This is a genomic window from Mucilaginibacter sp. P5_A6 (genome assembly GCF_056400585.1).
In genome coordinates this window covers 42,712-60,414 of sequence record NZ_JBFUKZ010000012.1, presented here as the reverse complement: position 1 = coordinate 60,414, position 17,703 = coordinate 42,712, and the positions used below count along the sequence as shown (strand labels likewise).

The window sequence follows — 17,703 nt, the reverse complement described above, 5'->3', positions numbered from 1 at the left end:
TGAAACATTTCAAAGACACAAACATAATGGCGTTAAGATGACAAAATGTTTTTTTGCGCAAAGATCATTCTGTATCGTCGTTATGGCTTTTTCCTGTCGCTTTATATCCGCAGAGGTTGGGCATAGGGTTAAGGTGTTAGTTCGATCCAGACCGGGCAATGATCGCTGGTCTTTTCCCAGCCGCGCACATGGTGGTCTACACCGGCGGCTTTAAGCCGGTCTTTCAGTTTTGGACTGAGCAGGAAATGGTCGATGCGCAGGCCCGCATCGCGCCCGTAGGCATTACGGAAATAATCATAAAAGGTATAGATCTTTTCGGTAGGATATAATTTCCGGATGGCATCGGTCCAGCCCTGCGTCAACAGGTTATGGAAAGCTGCACGGGTTTCGGGGCGGAACAGGGCATCGTCGAGCCAGCGTTCGGGCTTATAAACATCCTGCTCGGTGGGCATCACGTTATAATCGCCGCATAAAACTACCGGTATTTCCTGGTTAAGCAGATCCAGGGCGTGAGCAGCCAGGCGATCAAACCATTGCAACTTATAGTCAAACTTGGGTCCCGGTGCCGGGTTTCCGTTCGGCAGATAGAGGCAGCCGATCATCACACCATTCACCATGGCCTCGATATAGCGGCTGTGCAGGTCTTCAGGGTCGCCGGGCAATGCCCGCCTTGATTCCTGGATATCGCCATTACGGGATAAGATCGCCACGCCGTTCCAGCTTTTTTGTCCGTGCCAAATGGCCTTATAACCGGCATCATTGATCGCCAGTTCGGGGAATTTTTCCTGGGGTGCTTTGAGTTCCTGCAGACAAACAACATCCGGCGCGGTTTCTGCCAGCCAGCGGAGTAACACGGGTAGGCGTCCATTAACGCCGTTAACATTGTAGGTAGCTATTTTCATTTCACATGATTCAACAGAAAACTAAGTTAAAAAATCAATTGCTATTCTCAATTAATTTTCAATCGTAATCATGCGGCGCAACCTTAAAGGGCTGCTTTTTCAGATGAATGATATTTTAGCATTTTAATAATGAGGCGTGAGGATGGATTCGAACCACCGTAAAGGGTTTTGCAGACCCCCGCCTAAGCCACTCGGCCACTCCGCCTTTTTAAAAAGCGACCATAAAAGGTATCTACCTAAATATGGCCGCTTACCTGTTTTTAATTTACATCAAACCATAATTTAGTGGTAAGCACATCGGCGCCCTGGCTGGCTACCGCAGCTTTATAGTTAGTACCGTTTAATGATTGCTCGGTACCGGGATAAATAAACCTTAATGGCAATTTGCCACTCAAAGTACCGGCTACAGCGGGCTGTAATTGCGGATAATCAAGCCTGCGCCACTCGGCAAAGGCTTCCAGACCCTGGCCAAAAAGTGCTATCCATTTTTGTTCGCCTATTGATTTTTTGTAGTTGGTGGCATCGTATTGCACGGCGGGCAGGGCTGTGTAAGTAGTAATATCCGCATCGGCAATGCTGTATTGCTTTAGCGAGGCGGTTACCGCCTGTTTGTATAAACCGGCTGCATCGCCGGTAATAAAGCCACGTGCAACAGCTTCGGCCTGGTCAAACAAGGTTTCGGCATAGCTGATGATCACCGCCGGGGCATGCGGCGCCAAAAAGTAAGTTCCCGGTTTTGATGTTTTGGCAAAGCCCAGGTTACTGGCATCGCCAACCAGTAAACCATTAGGTATACCAACGTAGGTTTGCGGCGTGACATCTTTGGTTGGGCTGGCATAAACCTTCAGTCGGGGATCATTCAGCGCAACCAATTTATCTACAATAGTTTTACTGATGCGATAGTCATCCCGGGTATCAAACAAATTGCTGATTGGGTTCTGGTTTGGCGAATCTACATAAGTAAACTGCGCGGTTTCGGTATTGGCGCTAATGTAGGCGCCCCCTTCGGCCTGTATATCTGCCAAAACCTCTTTGGCTTTTGCGGGCTCCCGATCGGCAATGCGTAAGGCGATGCGCAGGCGCAGCGAGTTGGCAAATTTTTTCCAGAGGGCAATATTGTTACCATAAATAACATCACCGGCAATGGCCTTACCTGATGGATCAAGCGCTGTTTGGGCGGCCTTCAAGTCGTCCAGTAATGCAAAATAAACATCCTTCTGCGTGTCATAGGCCGGGGTAAGGTATTGATCGATGCTGGCTGCCTGTTTGTAGGGGATATTACCATAGGCATCCGTTAACAAAGTAAATACCCATGAACGCAGTACCAGCGCCACACCTTTGTAGTTGGTATTTCCCTGTGCGTCGCCCAGCTTAATGATCTGGTTAAGGTTAACAATGCTTTTTGAATAACCAACCGTCCACAGTTCCTGGAAAGCGCTGTTACTGTATATATACCTATCGGGATCGGTATACTGAATTTTGGCCCAATATTGCACAAATAGTAAGCTGGCATCCATGTTATTGGCTGTACCCCAATAAGTATCGGCAGTAACTTTGGTAGCTGCAGTAAACAGGTAATCGGGCTGCGCGGTTTGCGCAGCATTAGGGTTTTGGTTGATCACAACCAAATCTTTTTTGCAGGATGCAACGGATAGCAAAAGTGCACCTGACAATAATATAGCTGTATATTTAAGTTTCATGATCATTAGAATTTAAGGTTGATATTAAAACCGATGTTGCGCACGGTTGGCAGGGTAAGATCTTCCAGTCCCTGGCCATTGCCGGAGTTGAAGGCTGTTTCGGGATCGATATTAGGTGCATTTTTATGGATGATCCACAGGTTACGCCCTACAATAGAAAAGGTTGCTGATTGCAGCCCAACACCCTTAACCCATTTGGACGGAAAAGTGTAACCCAACTTTACTTCGCGCAGTTTAATATAGGATGCATCGTAAACAAATGCTTCATCAACATTGGTAAACCCTTTGTAGTATGATTGGGCAGGTAATATTGTAGTATTAGGAGTTCCATCAACCTTTACGCCTTTAAATATCATCCCATCATGATAAACAGTTTCGCCATTAGGAGCGCTACCTGCCTGCACAGCCGTTGCAGAAGTATTATTACCCGGATAGTAATAACTTAAACCTCCATTTGTGGCACCACGTCCCGGCAATGTTGATGCAAGCACACCAGTGTAAGTACCGGTACGGTTGGTATTTGAATAAATAGAACCACCAAAGCGAGCGTCAACCAAAACACCAAGGTTAATGCCTTTATAGGTAAAACTGTTATTGATACTGCCCAGCCAATTTGGTGTAAATTTCCCCAGGTATTGTTTGGTGGGGTTAATAACCGGTGTACCATTAGCCCCAATAACTATCTGCCCGGATGAGTTACGGGTGTATGCATTGCCAAACAATGTACCATACGGCTGACCAACAGCAGCCAGTACCTGCACCGTACGATCGGTACCCAGGATGTAACTTTGTAAACGGCCTTCAGCATCAAGCGAAACTACCTTACTCCGGTTAAGGGAATAATTGGTAGTAATATCCCAGGTGAAATCTTTTGATTTTATGGGGGTTAAACCCAGCTGAACTTCTAAACCTTTATTGTTGATCTTACCGCCATTGATCAGCTTTTGACTGTAACCGGTAGATGGACTTACATCAACCTTTATGATCTGGTTTACACTATTGGTGTTGTACACGCTCACATCCAAATGTACCCTGTCCTGAAAAAAACCTAATTCAAAGCCAGCCTCAGCAGATGTTGTGGTTTCGGGTTTCAGATTTGGGTTCAGATCTACACTGTTTGCGTTTTGTTGCGGATTTGTGTTAAAAGGAGCCGTAAAATCATAAACGTTGATCAGTTGGTATGGTGTGGTTGCCTTACCCACTTTTGACCATCCACCTCTTAATTTAGCATAGGTAAGCACGTTGCTCTTAATATCCAGCGCCTCTGATAATATTAAGCTACCATTTACAGATGGGTAGAAATAAGACAAGTTAGCCGCCGGCAAAGTTGATGACCAGTCGTTACGGCCTGTAAGGTTAATAAACGCGTAATTTTTATAACCCAATTGTGCCGATGCAAAATAGCTATACGTTTTCAGCTTGCCGTAGTCATTTGATGACACCAGCGGATCGCGCGAATTTTTGAGCGTATATAAACCAGCGACTGCCAACTTGGGTGCCACCTGGTCGTTTTGCTCATTTACTATGGTGCTGATATTACCACCGCCCAATACATCTAATGAGAAATCATTACTGAGCTTTTTGGTGTATTGCAGGCGGGCTTCGGTATTGGTTTCGTTTACGCTATAGGCATCTTCCTCGTACGAACCAAATGGTGTACCATTGGTACCATAGGCTACTTTTATTTTACGACGGTCGTTATAATAATCGGTCCCGGTACGGAAATTGGCCGATAAACCTTCGATGATCTTATAGTTTAACTCAACACTACCTATAATGCGGTTTTTGTGCTGGCCAACGGTGTTTTCATAAGCCAGCCAGTATGGATTACTATAATAGCTGTTGTTCCAGTTAAAAGTATTGCCATTGGCATCCTTATAGTTTTTCAATTGATTAATATCAACCTGGCGGCCAAACCAGGTGAATTGCAGCATAGTACTGGTAGCTCTTCTGCCACCTGCCCCAGGCAGGTTATCTGCATCATCTTTGATGTAATTGGCAATGGTAGTTATTGTTAATTTAGGGCTAAGCCTGAAGGTAGAGTTCAGTAAAAACGAATTTCTGCCCTGTGACGTATTTGGAATAACACCCGTTTGATGCAGGTTGTTGTAGGATAGACGGTAATCAGCCTTATCGCTACTCCCGGATAGCGCTACTCCATTATTAAGGGTTACACCTGTTTTAAAAAAATCCTTTACATTATTGGGATGCGCCACAAATGGCACAGCCTGCCCATTTGAATAAAACTGTGGTATAAGTGAACCGTCAAGAGCCGGACCCCAGCTTTCGTCGACACCATCATTTACGCCACCGCCTTTACCATCCACATAGCTGAACTTACCGTTTGAACCCTGACCATACTGATTTTGGTAATCGGGCAAAACCTGCAGATTGGAGAAACTTGTATTTGAATTAATAGTGATACCTAATCCTTTTGAACTTTTACCAGTTTTGGTTTTAATAAGGATAACACCGGCAGCAGCCCGGTATCCATAAAGCGCCGCCGCGTTTGGACCCTTGAGTACGCTTACAGATTCAATATCTTCGGAGTTAAGATCGGCTATGGCATTGGCAAAATCCCTTGAACCATTTGTACCCAGGAACTGGGAGTTATCTACAATAGTACCATCTACCACAAATAATGGCTGATTGTTACCGGCTATAGAGGTTTCGCCACGAATTATAATGCGGGATGATCCCATATCACCCTGGCTGTTGGTAACCTGTACACCTGCAATTTTACCTGCCAGCGCGTTTACCAGGTTGGTCTCCTTGGCCTCAGAGATGTCCTTTGATTTTAATCCCTGAACAGAATAGCCCAGTGATTTCTTGTCTTTAGAAATATTAAGCGCCGTGATTACTACCTCGTTAAGTGAATTAGGAGCATCCTGTAATATGATCTGTAAATTGGTTTCATTTTGCCTTACCGTTATCTCCTGTGTTGCAAAACCTATATAGGTAATCTTCAATACATCGTTAACATTCGCTGAGATGTTGAACTTGCCATCAGCATTGGTTTGAGCACCGGTTGTGCTACCCTTAACAGAGATATTAACGCCAGGCAATGGCAGGCCATCGGATTTTGCGGTTACCACCCCGCTTATTTTAACAGATTGCGCCGCAACCGTTTGGATGAGAAAAAAGGGCAATAGGATTGCCAGTAAAAATCTGTAATTTTTTAACATGATGGTTAATGATTAATTAGTTTTTGTTGCCGGCACAGCAAAGCCAGTCAACAGCTTTTTTTGGGCAAAACAATCCCCGCTGGATACTTTATAGTGCCGGTAAATTCATTATTGATTGTGTTGGTTATAAGCAAAGGCAGCCAGCTGCAGCAGGCATGGGGCTAATAACCGTTGCCATTAAGTTAACAGCAACAACGCATACACTGCATATACAGGTAAACAGAGGCGGAGGAAAATGATACCAATTTGCTGGCAGGGAGTACGTTTTGGAAAGGTGTTCTTGTTGTTTTCATAACAATTTGATATATAGATGGTAACAGGGTCAGTTTAAATACGGAGTTAAAATCATTATTTAGCTTTAAGCCTTTATTTAGTTTACAGATGCAGTTTTATTGTTAACCAGCGCATCTACTGCTTTTAGCATCGATGCAAATTCCTGTGTATCATACAAACGGGTGAGGTAAACAATCTTCCCATCTTTATCGATAACTACATTACGGGTTACCCCGCTTTTTTTATTGGCAAAACGACCGAAAATATTAGCCCCCGGATCAAGCGCCAATGGATAGCTGATCTTCATTTCCTGTTGAAAGTGCTGCACCTTTTCAAGGGGTTCATCGCGGTCTACCCCTATCAGGATCAGACCATTGCCTTTGTAGGCTTGCCATACTTCCTTTTCAAGACGAGGCATTTCCTGGCGGCATACACTGCACCAGCTGGCGGTAAACTGCAGGATAACCACTTTGCCACGCAACTCTTTTAAGGACGTTTTGCTGCCATCGGCCAATACAAGCTCAAAATCGGCAGGGGCCTGGTCGCCAACTTTTACAATATAGCCACGGTCAACAGATGCACTATCGGCTGGTTTTGCCGTTTGTGCGCCGGCAAACAGTGCGCTTATTAAAAACGAGCAGGTAATTAGTAAATGTTTAATATTCATAGTTGTAAATTTTAATGCCTATTTTATGCAGGCAGAAATTTTCAGAAATTTAATTAAACAGGAAATTTTGGAGAGAAAGGCACAACGATCAGCCATAAGCTGCGCAATAATTTGCGGATATTATCTTTTCCGCTTTTTACGGCGGACAGGAATTAGCACCTTTATAACAATGGGCTTACAGGTTGCTAAGACATCATCGGGCCTTTCCCTCAGTCTTTCTTGATAATTAAATTAAAGAACTTATTTCGCCTGCAAATGTAGAATATATTCTACTAAATACATAGACATTGTATAATTTAATTGTCATTTATTTGCAACACTGGCACCAGCCTGTAGTATCTCGGTATTTTGCGTCCCTTCAATACCTTATTAAATCCCTCCGGAGGCCGCGTTATGAACCTGCCACGCTCCTTTTAAGCTCCTTTCAACCACCATTCGGACTCCGCGATAATTATTAGATTTTAGGATAAATTTTAACAAACTATATACTACTATTAATGTACTATTATTGAGGAATGTTGTACTATTATTGAGGAATGTGCAAAAAGCAACTAAGTAAATAGAATTGGAAACGGGAAACAAAATAGACAGCGGATCCGGCGGCGTTTTTCGGATGCCGGGCGCCCCTCCCAGCTACTGGCTTACGCGCTTTGTCATCCTCCGGCTGCTGGGGGTGGTGTATGCTGTTGCCTTCCTGGTGGCCATCAACCAGGTAGTACCTTTGATCGGTTCTCATGGGCTCCTTCCCCTGGAAATTTACCTGAAGCAGGTGAGCGCCGCCCTGGGCTCGGCGGGGGCGGGGTTTGTGCGGCTGCCGTCGATCTTCTGGCTCTGGCATTCTGATGCCGCGCTTTTAACTGCCGCCTGGATCGGGTTTGTGCTGTCATGCGTAGTAGTGGCGGGCTACGCCAATGCGCCGCTGCTTGCGGTACTCTGGTTTCTGTACATGTCGTTTGTTCACCTGGGGCAGGATTGGTATGGATACGGCTGGGAGATCCAGCTTAACGAAACCGGCTTTCTGGCTATCTTCCTCTGCCCGCTCCTCAGCCTGCGCCCGTTTCCGCGGTATGCGCCTCCCCTGCCCATTATCATTTTATTTCGCTGGCTCACCTTCCGCATTATGCTGGGTTCGGGGTTGATCAAATACCGCGGGGATGAAATATGGCGTAACGGCACTGCCCTTTACTACCATTTCGAAACACAGCCTATTCCCGGGCCGCTGAGCCGGTGGTTTCATTTTCTGCCGCGGATAATGCTCAAGACCGGCATCTGGTTCAATTGGCTTGGCGAGCTGATAGCACCATGGTTCGTATTCGGGCCAAAGGTTGTGCGTCATGTTGCGGGGGCGGTGATCGTGTTATTCCAGGTTAGCATTATACTCAGCGGCAATCTTTCTTTTTTAAACTGGCTTACCATTATTCCGGCTTTGGCCTGTTTGGACGACAGCTTCTGGGCCAGGGTTCTTCCCCGCACACTGGTTCGTAAGGCGGAAGCTGCGGCCGGGGGCGCCGAAGAATCCAAACCTATGCTCATCACCTCCTGGGTAGTTGCCGGCTTAATTGCAATCCTGAGCATCCAGCCTGCAATGAACCTGCTGTCCCCGGGGCAGGTTATGAACTCCTCCTTCGACCCGCTGGATCTGGTAAATACCTATGGCGCATTCGGCTCTGTGGGGCGGGAACGCTTGAACGTAGTATTTGAGGGAACGATGGACCAGGTACCCGACAAAGCCAGCTGGAAACCCTACATCTACAAAGGCCTGCCGGTGCTGCTTAACAAGCCGTCGCCGCAAATAGCGCCCTACCAGTTACGTTTAGACTGGCAAATGTGGTTCGCCGCCATGTCTTCTCCCGATCAATATCCATGGACCTATAACCTGGTGTGGAAGCTCCTTCATAACGATCCCGGTGCTATAAGTTTGTTTGCCGGCAATCCCCTCCCCACCGGGCCGCCGCGGTATATCCGGGCAGTGCTATATCGTTATACATTCGCAAAGCCAGGCAATCCCCAGGGCCTTTGGTGGAATCGCGAACAGATCAGCATTTGGATTTCGCCAACCTCAACAAATGATCCACGCCTGGTGGAATATGTGAAAGGTATGGGATGGATGCCGTGAATTGATGGATAGAAGAACAAGCGTGGACAATCATTTTATCGAACTGTTTTCACCTGCAGTAACGCAACAAAAGATCGACTATATTCATCAAAATCCCGTTAGGGCAGGATTAGTATACCGCACCGACGATTACATCTATTCAAGCGCATCTAATTATGCCGGTATTGATGGATTAGTTGATGTCGATTGTTTGTTTTAGTTATTCTGTAGTCGGAGACTACAGGCATAGTGGTTCGGAGACTTCGAACAGCGAAGAAATATTAAGTTGTGAGGGCAAGAAATATTTTGCATTTAAGATTTAATCCTTACTTTGCAAAACCAGAAACCTTAGATCCGGCATGGACACACAAAACCCTCTATTCAGCCCTCAACGTGAAAAAGCAGGCTCCGAAACAAAGGCTAAATACGCCTACCAATATCATTGGGCGCTTTACAGAGCAATTCAAGAACACACGAAAAAAAATGAGTATGCGGTATTTGTTGAACTTCAAGAAGACGTGGTTATGTGTGATTCATTAGATGCCACGAAAGCAAAATTTGAATTCAATCAAGTTAAAACCAATAATGCGAAGTTCACGAAAAATGTTCTAATTAGGCAAAAAAATGGTAGTTCCCCTCTAGGGAAATTGATAAGTAGTGCAGCCAATAAAGTATATGCTGACAAGGTATCAGAACTGAATTTTGTTGCTGTATCTGGATTCGGAATCACTTTAAAAAAACCAGGAGTCACTCTAAAGAAAATTACCGTTCCAGATATTGATGATACTGATTTATCACATTTAACGCTTGCGATCAAAAAAGAACTTAGTGTTACTCCATTACCGACAAACCTTCAGTTCATCATTCCTGATTTATCGAATACCAACTTTCAAAATGACGTAATCGCAGAAATCTCTAAACTCATAAGTCTCTTATTTCCGGGCTCAAACTATAATTCTGTTGATATTTATCGAACACTAATTGACGAAGTTAACAGGAAAGGCGAGGTTTCTTATGATTTTACTAAATGGGATGAAGTATTCAAAAATAAAGCCCTTACATGCTCAACTGTTGCGAAAGTTATAAATGAATTTACAAATCTAAAAGACCAGGCAAAAATTGAAGCCAGTTTTTACGCATATATGCAAGATTTAAATTTGAATACATTGCAAAGTATGAGTTTCAAAAGAAGTTTTGATCGTTATAGACAAATGCGAATAGGCACTAAGACTGTAACTCAACTCGACGTTTCCAAGGAAATTAATCTTCAGATATCAACAAATTTAGTTTCGGACCTTTCCGATGTAGAAAAATTTATAAACGAGGTTTATGTTGCATTAGATAGTAAAATAAAGGCAAATTTTATTTCTGACCAAGATGCAAAAGCCGCAATAATTTGTGAACTGATTATAGGAAATCATGGCCAAGGACAATTTTAAACTACTTATCCGCAATCTAAGAATAGGCAATAATGCAAAGCTTAAAATTCAAACAACTGCTACTGATATCAAATTCAACCGGGTCGGCAAATATGTTCGACTTCCAAAAAGATTTGACGATCATAACGGCGGACGACAATAATTACGGCAAAAGTACGCTTGGAAAGCTTCTTTACTGGTCATTTGGTTGCGATCCCGATTTTGATACGAAGTGGGGTAACCTTGATTGCAAAACGATTATCAGGTTTTCGATAGGTGATAGCCAATATGAAATTATGCGATATAAAAGCATGATTTGCATTAATTTGGATAACAACATCAGCTTTTACCCTAAAATAACGGGGGATTACAGTACCAAAATTGGTCAAATCTTAGGATTCCATGCGTTAATGCCTAAAAGAGATACTGTAATATTAGAAACACCTCCTCCAGCTTATTTTTTTGTTCCATTTTATATTGATCAAAAGAAAAGTTGGGCCGCGGCCTGGGAGGGATTTGGCAGCTTAGCGCAGTATCAGGGCTGGAAATCAACAATAATTAAATATCACATAGGCCTATTACCAAAAGAACACTTTGATTTAGAGCTATCAAAAAGCCTTAAGAAGCAAGAAAAAGAAGCGTTAGATATAGCAATTGAAAAACTAGATGTGACGCTGGAAATTGTTTCTCAATATATCTCTGAACCAAGTGCCACCATTGATCAAAACAAATAGCAAAAATCACAGCTGAAATACGAGAAGATCTTAAAAAGCTTTCAGATTTCCAAGAAAAAACGCTCGATGAGGTAACCAAGTTAGAAGGCGATCGTTCATTTTTGTTTCACCAAAAAACAATATCTGAAAGAATTATTGAAGATTTGGAAAAAGACTATCAATTTGCCGTCGAACATTTCGCCAGCGATGCTATCGAATGCCCGTTATGCGGTACGCAACATGAAAATTCAGTTGTGAACCGTGCCTCAATACTTACAGATAAACAACAAGCTGAATCACAATTAGGTGAAATATCCCGGGCTTTAAGTGACACCGAAGCCAAACTTGAAGCAGTAAAAATAAAGCTTGATAAAACAAGATCAGATATTGACGTAATACACGACAAATACTTGATAAACGAGACGGACCAAAAAATTAGCTTAAATGAAATCATCGAGAATGTGGCTGGAAATTCTATTAAAGAAAGCGTTAAAAATTCTAAATCTGAAAAATTGGTTGCATCCAAATCTCTCGAAAATGAAATAAAACAAATAACCTCTGATCAAAAAAATCTCTTGACAGAAGAACAAAAAAACCGTATCAATGATCTTTTCTTATCAACTTTTACTTCTTATATTGAATTGCTTGATGCGGAGGATATCAACACATCGGCTGTTACGTCCCCAATGGACTATAATAAAATCATTAGAGAGGGTGGTGCAGCAGAAGGTAGTCGCGGTATTCTTGCTTATTATCTTACTATCCATACGATGATTGAACAGTCAGGAAATGACATTATAACACCAATTTTAATTGATACCCCAAATCAGCAAGAACAGTCAGGAACAAACTATGACAAAATATTGCAACTAATTAAAAAGAAAGTTTCCTCGGACTCTCAAATAATTTTATGTGCATTACAAAACGAAAAGTTAGATATTTTAAAAGAGGATGCAAATATTATTCATTTAAATCAGAACAAGCTTTTAGATCCAGACAAATACGAAGAAATAAAGAAGGAATTTGACATTTATAAACTGGACGGACTCGGCGATTATGAGTAAATTGAGTTACTTATAATTATAAACTTAATGTAGTGCTTAAACCTAATTATGAAGAAAATTACAGAACTGGATTTTGGGTTTAACGATGTAGTCAACTACAAAAAACCAGGATATAAACCAATTTTAGATCGTTTCAGCCTGTGGTCGGTATTTTCAAGCTGACCGAGAATTCGGAGTATTCCCCCCCGAGCCGTTGTTGGAGTTGTCTCCAACAACTTTGTTACCGGAGGCATTTTTGTTAAACAGTAAAGCCCGACGACTATTAACTGATGTCGATAGTAGTAAAGTTTATAGCATATGCGAAGATCGGCTCGGCTTCTGCGACATTATAACGGGTAACGAGTTCGTTGGAGACAACTCCAACAAAGTGCGGGAAAGGATGAGGAACACCAACAAGGGCACAGTAGGTGTAGATGAATAAATCACCCAACTAATCTGCCTATATTTAGTCAACGAAATACTTATTGAATATTTTTTCAGATCAATGGGGCATTTCCTGTAAGTATTTTTATAAAACAGTGATAGAAAATGCTTATCAAGTGATGATAGGAGGTACACTTGATGGATGTTGGCAGGAAAAACTGATGCCGAGTTGACGTCAGTTTTGCTCAAATTAAGACACCCGCGAGGGTTTAATTTAAATAAACAATTTACCGCGAAGCCGATTCCAGCTTATGAAAAACATCAGCGAAACTCTGCCCATTAATATCACAGCGGATCAAATCTCGCGCTGACCAGTTTAGTCATGTAATCCCGGTGTTCTCTTTCACACTGATAAATAAAGTTTCTGTGATGTCCAAACAAAGACAGTTGAAAAAAAAGAAATAAGAAAAGATAAGCACTGCTTGTTCAGGCGTCCATGCCTGAACTTAACAAAAGCACTCGTGCAAGTTTACATCGGTTTGCCGTCACACGTATCGACTTAACCGGGCGGAGTTCGTTGCAAATTTGAGAAAATTTCCGTGAAATATTTTTTTTTAAAAATCAATTGCATATTATTCATAATAGTTGTATCTTGGAATGCCATGCAATTCAATGACTTGCATGGCCAAACCAAAACATATCACGTTTATGAAAAGATATTACCTATATCTTATTGTTTTTTTAGTTTCCATTTGTAACACCGTTTTTTCACAGACACCCGTGCCGGTGACTACCGCTCCCGTTACAACGCCCGCGACTGTCACGCCTGCTGCAGGTGCCCCCACTACAACGCCTACGGTTGCCGCTCCTGTTACAACGCCTGCTGCTGTCAATAACGGCGCCCTTATTACGTTAAATTTCAATAACGGAACTCCATCGCTCGATAAGCATTTTCCGTTTGATAAATTGTTTACGCTTCGTTTAACAAATATACCGGCGGCGGTGGACAAGATTGAAATAAGACTTCAAACAGATCCCGTTGCTATTGCCGACTACAAAAGCAAGAAAGCGAGAACAGACGATGGCCCGGCAGACATAATTTTAAAAACATGGAATCGGGGAGATGCCACCGATCTTGTTATCGCATCTTATTTAAAATACAATACTGATATTTTAGTCAAGATTACAACATTTGCGACCAGGCCAATTACTGAAGACCAAAAGCCTGCGTTACGTAATGCATTAGCAGGTGATCCTGACATTGGTGCCATTGTTGCAAAAATGGGCAAGGTATCTGCAACGGACGCGCCTTCGGTACTGGTTGACTATAAGGCTGAAATAATAGGTGTTTTAAAAAAGTCCCTTCAAAAAATCAATCCTAATTATAGCTTTAAAGAACCGGATGCTATCCCGGTGATTCAAATTTTAAGAGACTTTAGGCAGGGTATATTTAATGTGGAAGAACCGATTAAGGATTTTGAAACGTTTACCCAACAAAGCGACACCAAAAAGGCCTCGCTTCGTAAAGCTTTCAATGAGTTAAATTGGGGGTCGCTACAGGTTTCGTCTCCGCAATATCAGGCGTTTAAAGAAATTATAGTCTCGTTGAAGGCGGAAGAACCAGCAGGCGACGCTAACACAGCCGTGAAGAATAGCTTAGATGTTATGGCCAACGCATTTGACCCCACAATTACAAAACGAAATGATTTAATAAAGGGCCTGATAGACAGGGTGATTTTAACCGACTCGTACGAAGCATCTGCCGTTAATACCACATACGATCCAAATTTTGTAAACAGCGCAGCATCATATATTACCCTTGATATCGGAATCCCTTACGTAGCCCGCGTTGACAGAGTTATTATGTATTCGGGGATAAACATCTACTTCAGACCCATTGATAAAAGTATCCCGCTGGAGCATTATAAGAAATGGGATCGCATTTGGTCAAGCACATCTTTTTTACTCGGTGTTTCGCTTGCCTCGATAGAAAAAGAAGGCCAAAGGAAAGGACTTATCGGCACAAATGCGCTGGTTGTTGGGTTCGGGTACCGGGTTTTGCCATTTTTAAAACTAACTGTAGGTACATTTTGCCACTACCGTTATGATAATAACCCGGTAATTGATTTAGGCAGGTATCATTTTTCAACCAGTCCCTTCATCGGGCTTTCGATAGACGCGGATGTTAAACAATTATTTTCGGCGTTTGGTACACCATTTCAATAACCACATAAACATAAACCATGGCAATTTCAGTTAGTAGTTTAGTTGCGGCGCCAACTACCCTTAGCACAGGGACAAATAATGTAACAGTAACCTATTCAGGGTTGGTAACCTTAGCAAGCGACAATAACGTAGCCATAAGCGCGGTATCTGGTAACGCCAATGTAAGGGTAGTTTCGGTTATGCCTTCATCAGCCGCCTTCCCGATGTTGGCAAGTGGGGCACTCCTGCTAAGTTTACAGTTGGCGGTGAGCAGTTCGGGCGGAGGCGTGTTGCAGGCTACTGTAACCACCACTTTCAGAACTGCTACAGGAGCTGCCATAACCAGAAGTTTGGTTTTTTTATATTAAGATGAAAAAAATAATCATTATCGTATTTGCGGTAAACCTTTGTTTGCTTTCGTGCAAAAAGGATGACGATGTATACACGCCCGGGACCGCAACGGGTACCGATATTGCAAATATTTTGCAAATAGATAGCAAGGGCGCCACCGATATTCCAGCAGATTTGGCTACGCCGGTAACCATATATGTTACCGTACCTGCCGACGCTGCAACGGCAAAGAAAACGATCTCGTTAACCACCACCTTAGGGGTGTTTGTTAATGGACTGGCAACATCGTCGGTTATAGCCGACGCTTATGGAAAAGCGCAGTTTACACTTAAATCGGCCGCAATAGGGACTGCGATAATTTCAGCAACGTCGGGTAATTACTCTGTAAACACCTCTGTGAAATTTATTGCCGCAATGCCTGATGACCTCATACTCACTGCAGACAAGTACCAGGTATCGGCATCTGAAACAGCTACAATGACGGCTACGTTGTATCGTGCACCTCAAAGCGGCAGCGTTACCGATCCGGCTAAGGTGGAGTTTAGCGTTTCAAGCGGGTCGGGCAATCCATTATTTATTCCGGCATTTGCTTACAGTGTGCATGGTGTAGCCACTGCAGTGTTAGGGAATCCGTTTAGTAGCACCGGCACCTATACTATAACAGCAAAAACAAATGATCAACAAGGCCAATCTGTTAGTAAAAGCATTACCATTGTAATAAGATAAACATTTATTTAATGTAATAAACGAAGGGCGCTTACCAGTCATGTTCCTATTTTGTTCCTCAGTTGGGGATGCATGTCAAGTATATGTTCAAAATGCTTTTTCAGGCATCCGCAAATGATCTTACCTGGCGGGTAAGCTCGTCGGGGCTTTTAAAAAGCTGTGTTTCTTTTTCATGAGCTAGATTACCCTCTTAACAAAAGATAAGCCACAGTTACAGGTTTAAATGTCTTTGATATCGGGGCCCTGAATACTATCAGCTTACAATTTATAAATTTAAATCCCTATCCGATGAATTCACAATTAGTTACAAATGGATTAAAAATCCTTGTCGCTCTCGTGGCAATGTATTTTATAGGTCTCGGCACCTCGAATTTGCAATGGACCGGCAAAATAGAAAAGGGAACCACATTTACGCCACAGGATTCGACTGTCGCAACATCAATCACAAAAAATAAAAACGAGCAGGCTCTGCAAGTAGAATCCACTGTAAAGCAGAAACAGGTTACCTACTCAAACTCAAAAACACAACATGTAAATCCTTTCAGCGATGATCTGTTAAAAGCGCAAAACGATACCGCACTCAAATTAATTTTTACCGGTTTATTTCTATTGTTGTTATTAGCGCTTTTGCCGGGGTTGAAAGACTTCAATTTCCTTAACTTATTCTCGGCTTCTTTTCAGGATCGGGTAAATACAATGCAGCAACTTCATAACGATGCGCAGCAAACGCTGGCGGGCACTCTTGCGACGGCGCCCATGCTGCCGATAGCCGCAAAGACTGTTGATGCGCGACCGTCGACAGGTATAACAGAAAAAAATTCACGTAAAATGACGGCGACGGCAGCAAAAGATTTGACGACTACTGATACCTATCTTATAAATATCAACATTATTAGTACCGATCCGGAAAAGCCGCTGAAAGGAGGTGCCATCTTTCATTTGACGAAGGAATACCCGGTACCTGATCCAAAACTTTTCATCATTGCGGGAAAAGCTGAATTTCAGGTAAAAACCAAAAAAGGCTTTTTATTAAAGGTTGAGGTCGACGATGGTCAAACAGAACTGGAATTTGACCTTACAACCATATTAAGATAAAACCTAAACTCGAAATCCTACAACCCCCGCTGTTCGAAGTCTCCGAACGCCTATGCCTGTAGTTTGCAACTACAGTAATCACTTCATTTATATCCCCAAAAAATAGCATTTTCAGAAAAAGATTACCTTATCTGCGATGACCAACAATTTGTTATATGACTTTTATGGCTATTGGCTGAAATAGATGTATCTACCCGTAGTCTGGAGACTACAAGCATAGTAGTTCGAAGTAGCAGACAACAGCGGAAAAATCAATTGTTACTCATTGGGGTAGTATACGCCCTAAATTTGAATTGTGATATGCATCGTGAAACTGTTTGCAAAGCCTCAGGATTTCCTCAGGCAAAATATCTAAACCACCTATCGGGTAATAATTACTGTTCTTGCCGGGAGCTCCATTAATAAAAAGGATATCTGTCCTTAAGATATAAGTGCCGCCCTGATCTCCACTTGGCCTCTCGCTGTAACTGGTATCCAGTTTGAAATTTTCAATATCATCCCACTGAATCAGCTGTTCCTGAATTGGAAAAAATCTCTTTATTATAGCGAGCCCTCCATATCTTTTGTGATTCCTGGAAAGCGTTAATCCTTCCTTTGCCAAGGTTATTGACGGAGCTACGGGGAGTCTGGAAACCAAAAAACTCTCCAATGGCAGTAGCAAAAGGGCTGCAATGAAGCAGGAAAAAAACCATACATCAAAAGTACCGAGCGGATGAATTATTCCATATATCGCCCAAATGATAGGAAAAATGATTACAAGCAAACACCCCATCCTTGTGTCTGCTTCCCCTTCATTCGATTTTTTAATGATTACAGGTTCCATTTAGGAGCATCTTTGATTCTAATTGGGTAGACTTATCCCGATTGCATAAATCTATAAAATCATTTTTAAAATTGGGGATGATTGTTCAGCCTGTGGTACCCCGGTGTTCGAAGTCTCCTTCGA

The 17,703-nt window shown here is 42.7% G+C and carries 16 protein-coding genes, 1 tRNA gene and 1 riboswitch; of the genes, 10 read left to right on the top strand and 7 right to left on the bottom strand.

Annotated features, from left to right (window positions below; translation table 11 throughout):
• Positions 1-128: 128 nt before the first annotated feature.
• From xth to AC1DO4_RS14415, 4 genes are all read right to left on the bottom strand, one after another.
• Positions 129-902: an exodeoxyribonuclease III gene (xth, locus tag AC1DO4_RS14430; RefSeq protein ID WP_477416947.1), complete on the bottom strand. Its 774-nt coding sequence runs from the start codon at positions 900-902 to the stop codon at positions 129-131.
• Positions 903-1,034: 132 nt separating this feature from the next.
• A tRNA-Cys gene (locus AC1DO4_RS14425) sits at positions 1,035-1,107 on the bottom strand.
• 55 nt (positions 1,108-1,162) lie between these two features.
• The gene (locus AC1DO4_RS14420) at positions 1,163-2,602 is read right to left on the bottom strand and encodes a SusD/RagB family nutrient-binding outer membrane lipoprotein (protein WP_477416945.1); all 1,440 of its coding nucleotides are present in this window, start codon (positions 2,600-2,602) and stop codon (positions 1,163-1,165) included.
• Positions 2,603-2,607: 5 nt separating this feature from the next.
• Complete coding sequence (locus AC1DO4_RS14415) at positions 2,608-5,787, bottom strand: SusC/RagA family TonB-linked outer membrane protein (protein WP_477416943.1); 3,180 nt, start codon at positions 5,785-5,787, stop codon at positions 2,608-2,610.
• Between the two features lie 26 nt (positions 5,788-5,813).
• Between AC1DO4_RS14415 and AC1DO4_RS14410 the strand changes: the two genes are divergently transcribed.
• Complete coding sequence (locus tag AC1DO4_RS14410; RefSeq protein ID WP_477416941.1) at positions 5,814-6,026, top strand: hypothetical protein; 213 nt, start codon at positions 5,814-5,816, stop codon at positions 6,024-6,026.
• 131 nt (positions 6,027-6,157) lie between these two features.
• On the opposite strand, the gene AC1DO4_RS14405 is transcribed toward AC1DO4_RS14410, so the two are convergent.
• On the bottom strand, positions 6,158-6,727 hold the full coding sequence (locus AC1DO4_RS14405) for a TlpA family protein disulfide reductase (protein ID WP_477416939.1): 570 nt from the start codon (positions 6,725-6,727) through the stop codon (positions 6,158-6,160).
• A gap of 117 nt (positions 6,728-6,844) precedes the next feature.
• Positions 6,845-6,956, bottom strand: a riboswitch (SAM riboswitch).
• 297 nt (positions 6,957-7,253) lie between these two features.
• Positions 7,254-7,463: a hypothetical protein gene (locus AC1DO4_RS14400; RefSeq protein ID WP_477416937.1), complete on the bottom strand. Its 210-nt coding sequence runs from the start codon at positions 7,461-7,463 to the stop codon at positions 7,254-7,256.
• Positions 7,464-7,532: 69 nt separating this feature from the next.
• Here AC1DO4_RS14400 and AC1DO4_RS14395 point away from each other — a divergent pair, with 69 nt between their 5' ends.
• The 9 genes from AC1DO4_RS14395 (at position 7,533) to AC1DO4_RS14355 (ending at position 16,757) form a co-directional block, all read left to right on the top strand.
• Positions 7,533-8,843, top strand: coding sequence for a lipase maturation factor family protein (locus AC1DO4_RS14395; RefSeq protein WP_477416935.1), 1,311 nt, complete (start codon positions 7,533-7,535; stop codon positions 8,841-8,843).
• Between the two features lie 4 nt (positions 8,844-8,847).
• Entirely contained in the window at positions 8,848-9,042 is a 195-nt protein-coding gene (locus AC1DO4_RS14390) for a hypothetical protein (protein ID WP_477416933.1), read from the top strand.
• A 139-nt stretch (positions 9,043-9,181) separates the two neighbouring features.
• Positions 9,182-10,261 carry a DUF4297 domain-containing protein gene (locus AC1DO4_RS14385; protein ID WP_477416931.1) on the top strand — a complete coding sequence of 360 codons (1,080 nt, stop codon included), beginning with the start codon at positions 9,182-9,184 and terminating at the stop codon, positions 10,259-10,261.
• A 32-nt stretch (positions 10,262-10,293) separates the two neighbouring features.
• The gene (locus AC1DO4_RS14380; RefSeq protein WP_477416929.1) at positions 10,294-10,974 is read left to right on the top strand and encodes a hypothetical protein; all 681 of its coding nucleotides are present in this window, start codon (positions 10,294-10,296) and stop codon (positions 10,972-10,974) included.
• Positions 10,975-11,117: 143 nt separating this feature from the next.
• Entirely contained in the window at positions 11,118-12,017 is a 900-nt protein-coding gene (locus AC1DO4_RS14375) for a hypothetical protein (RefSeq protein ID WP_477416927.1), read from the top strand.
• Positions 12,018-13,088: 1,071 nt separating this feature from the next.
• Positions 13,089-14,606, top strand: a complete 1,518-nt coding sequence (locus tag AC1DO4_RS14370; RefSeq protein WP_477416925.1) for a hypothetical protein — start codon at positions 13,089-13,091, stop codon at positions 14,604-14,606.
• 17 nt (positions 14,607-14,623) lie between these two features.
• Positions 14,624-14,953: a hypothetical protein gene (locus tag AC1DO4_RS14365; RefSeq protein ID WP_477416923.1), complete on the top strand. Its 330-nt coding sequence runs from the start codon at positions 14,624-14,626 to the stop codon at positions 14,951-14,953.
• A gap of 1 nt (position 14,954) precedes the next feature.
• Positions 14,955-15,662, top strand: a complete 708-nt coding sequence (locus AC1DO4_RS14360) for a hypothetical protein (RefSeq protein WP_477416921.1) — start codon at positions 14,955-14,957, stop codon at positions 15,660-15,662.
• A gap of 288 nt (positions 15,663-15,950) precedes the next feature.
• A complete protein-coding gene (locus tag AC1DO4_RS14355; RefSeq protein ID WP_477416919.1) occupies positions 15,951-16,757 on the top strand; it encodes a hypothetical protein in 807 nt (268 codons plus the stop codon).
• Between the two features lie 262 nt (positions 16,758-17,019).
• On the opposite strand, the gene AC1DO4_RS14350 is transcribed toward AC1DO4_RS14355, so the two are convergent.
• Complete coding sequence (locus AC1DO4_RS14350; protein ID WP_477416917.1) at positions 17,020-17,580, bottom strand: hypothetical protein; 561 nt, start codon at positions 17,578-17,580, stop codon at positions 17,020-17,022.
• Positions 17,581-17,703 lie beyond the last annotated feature (123 nt).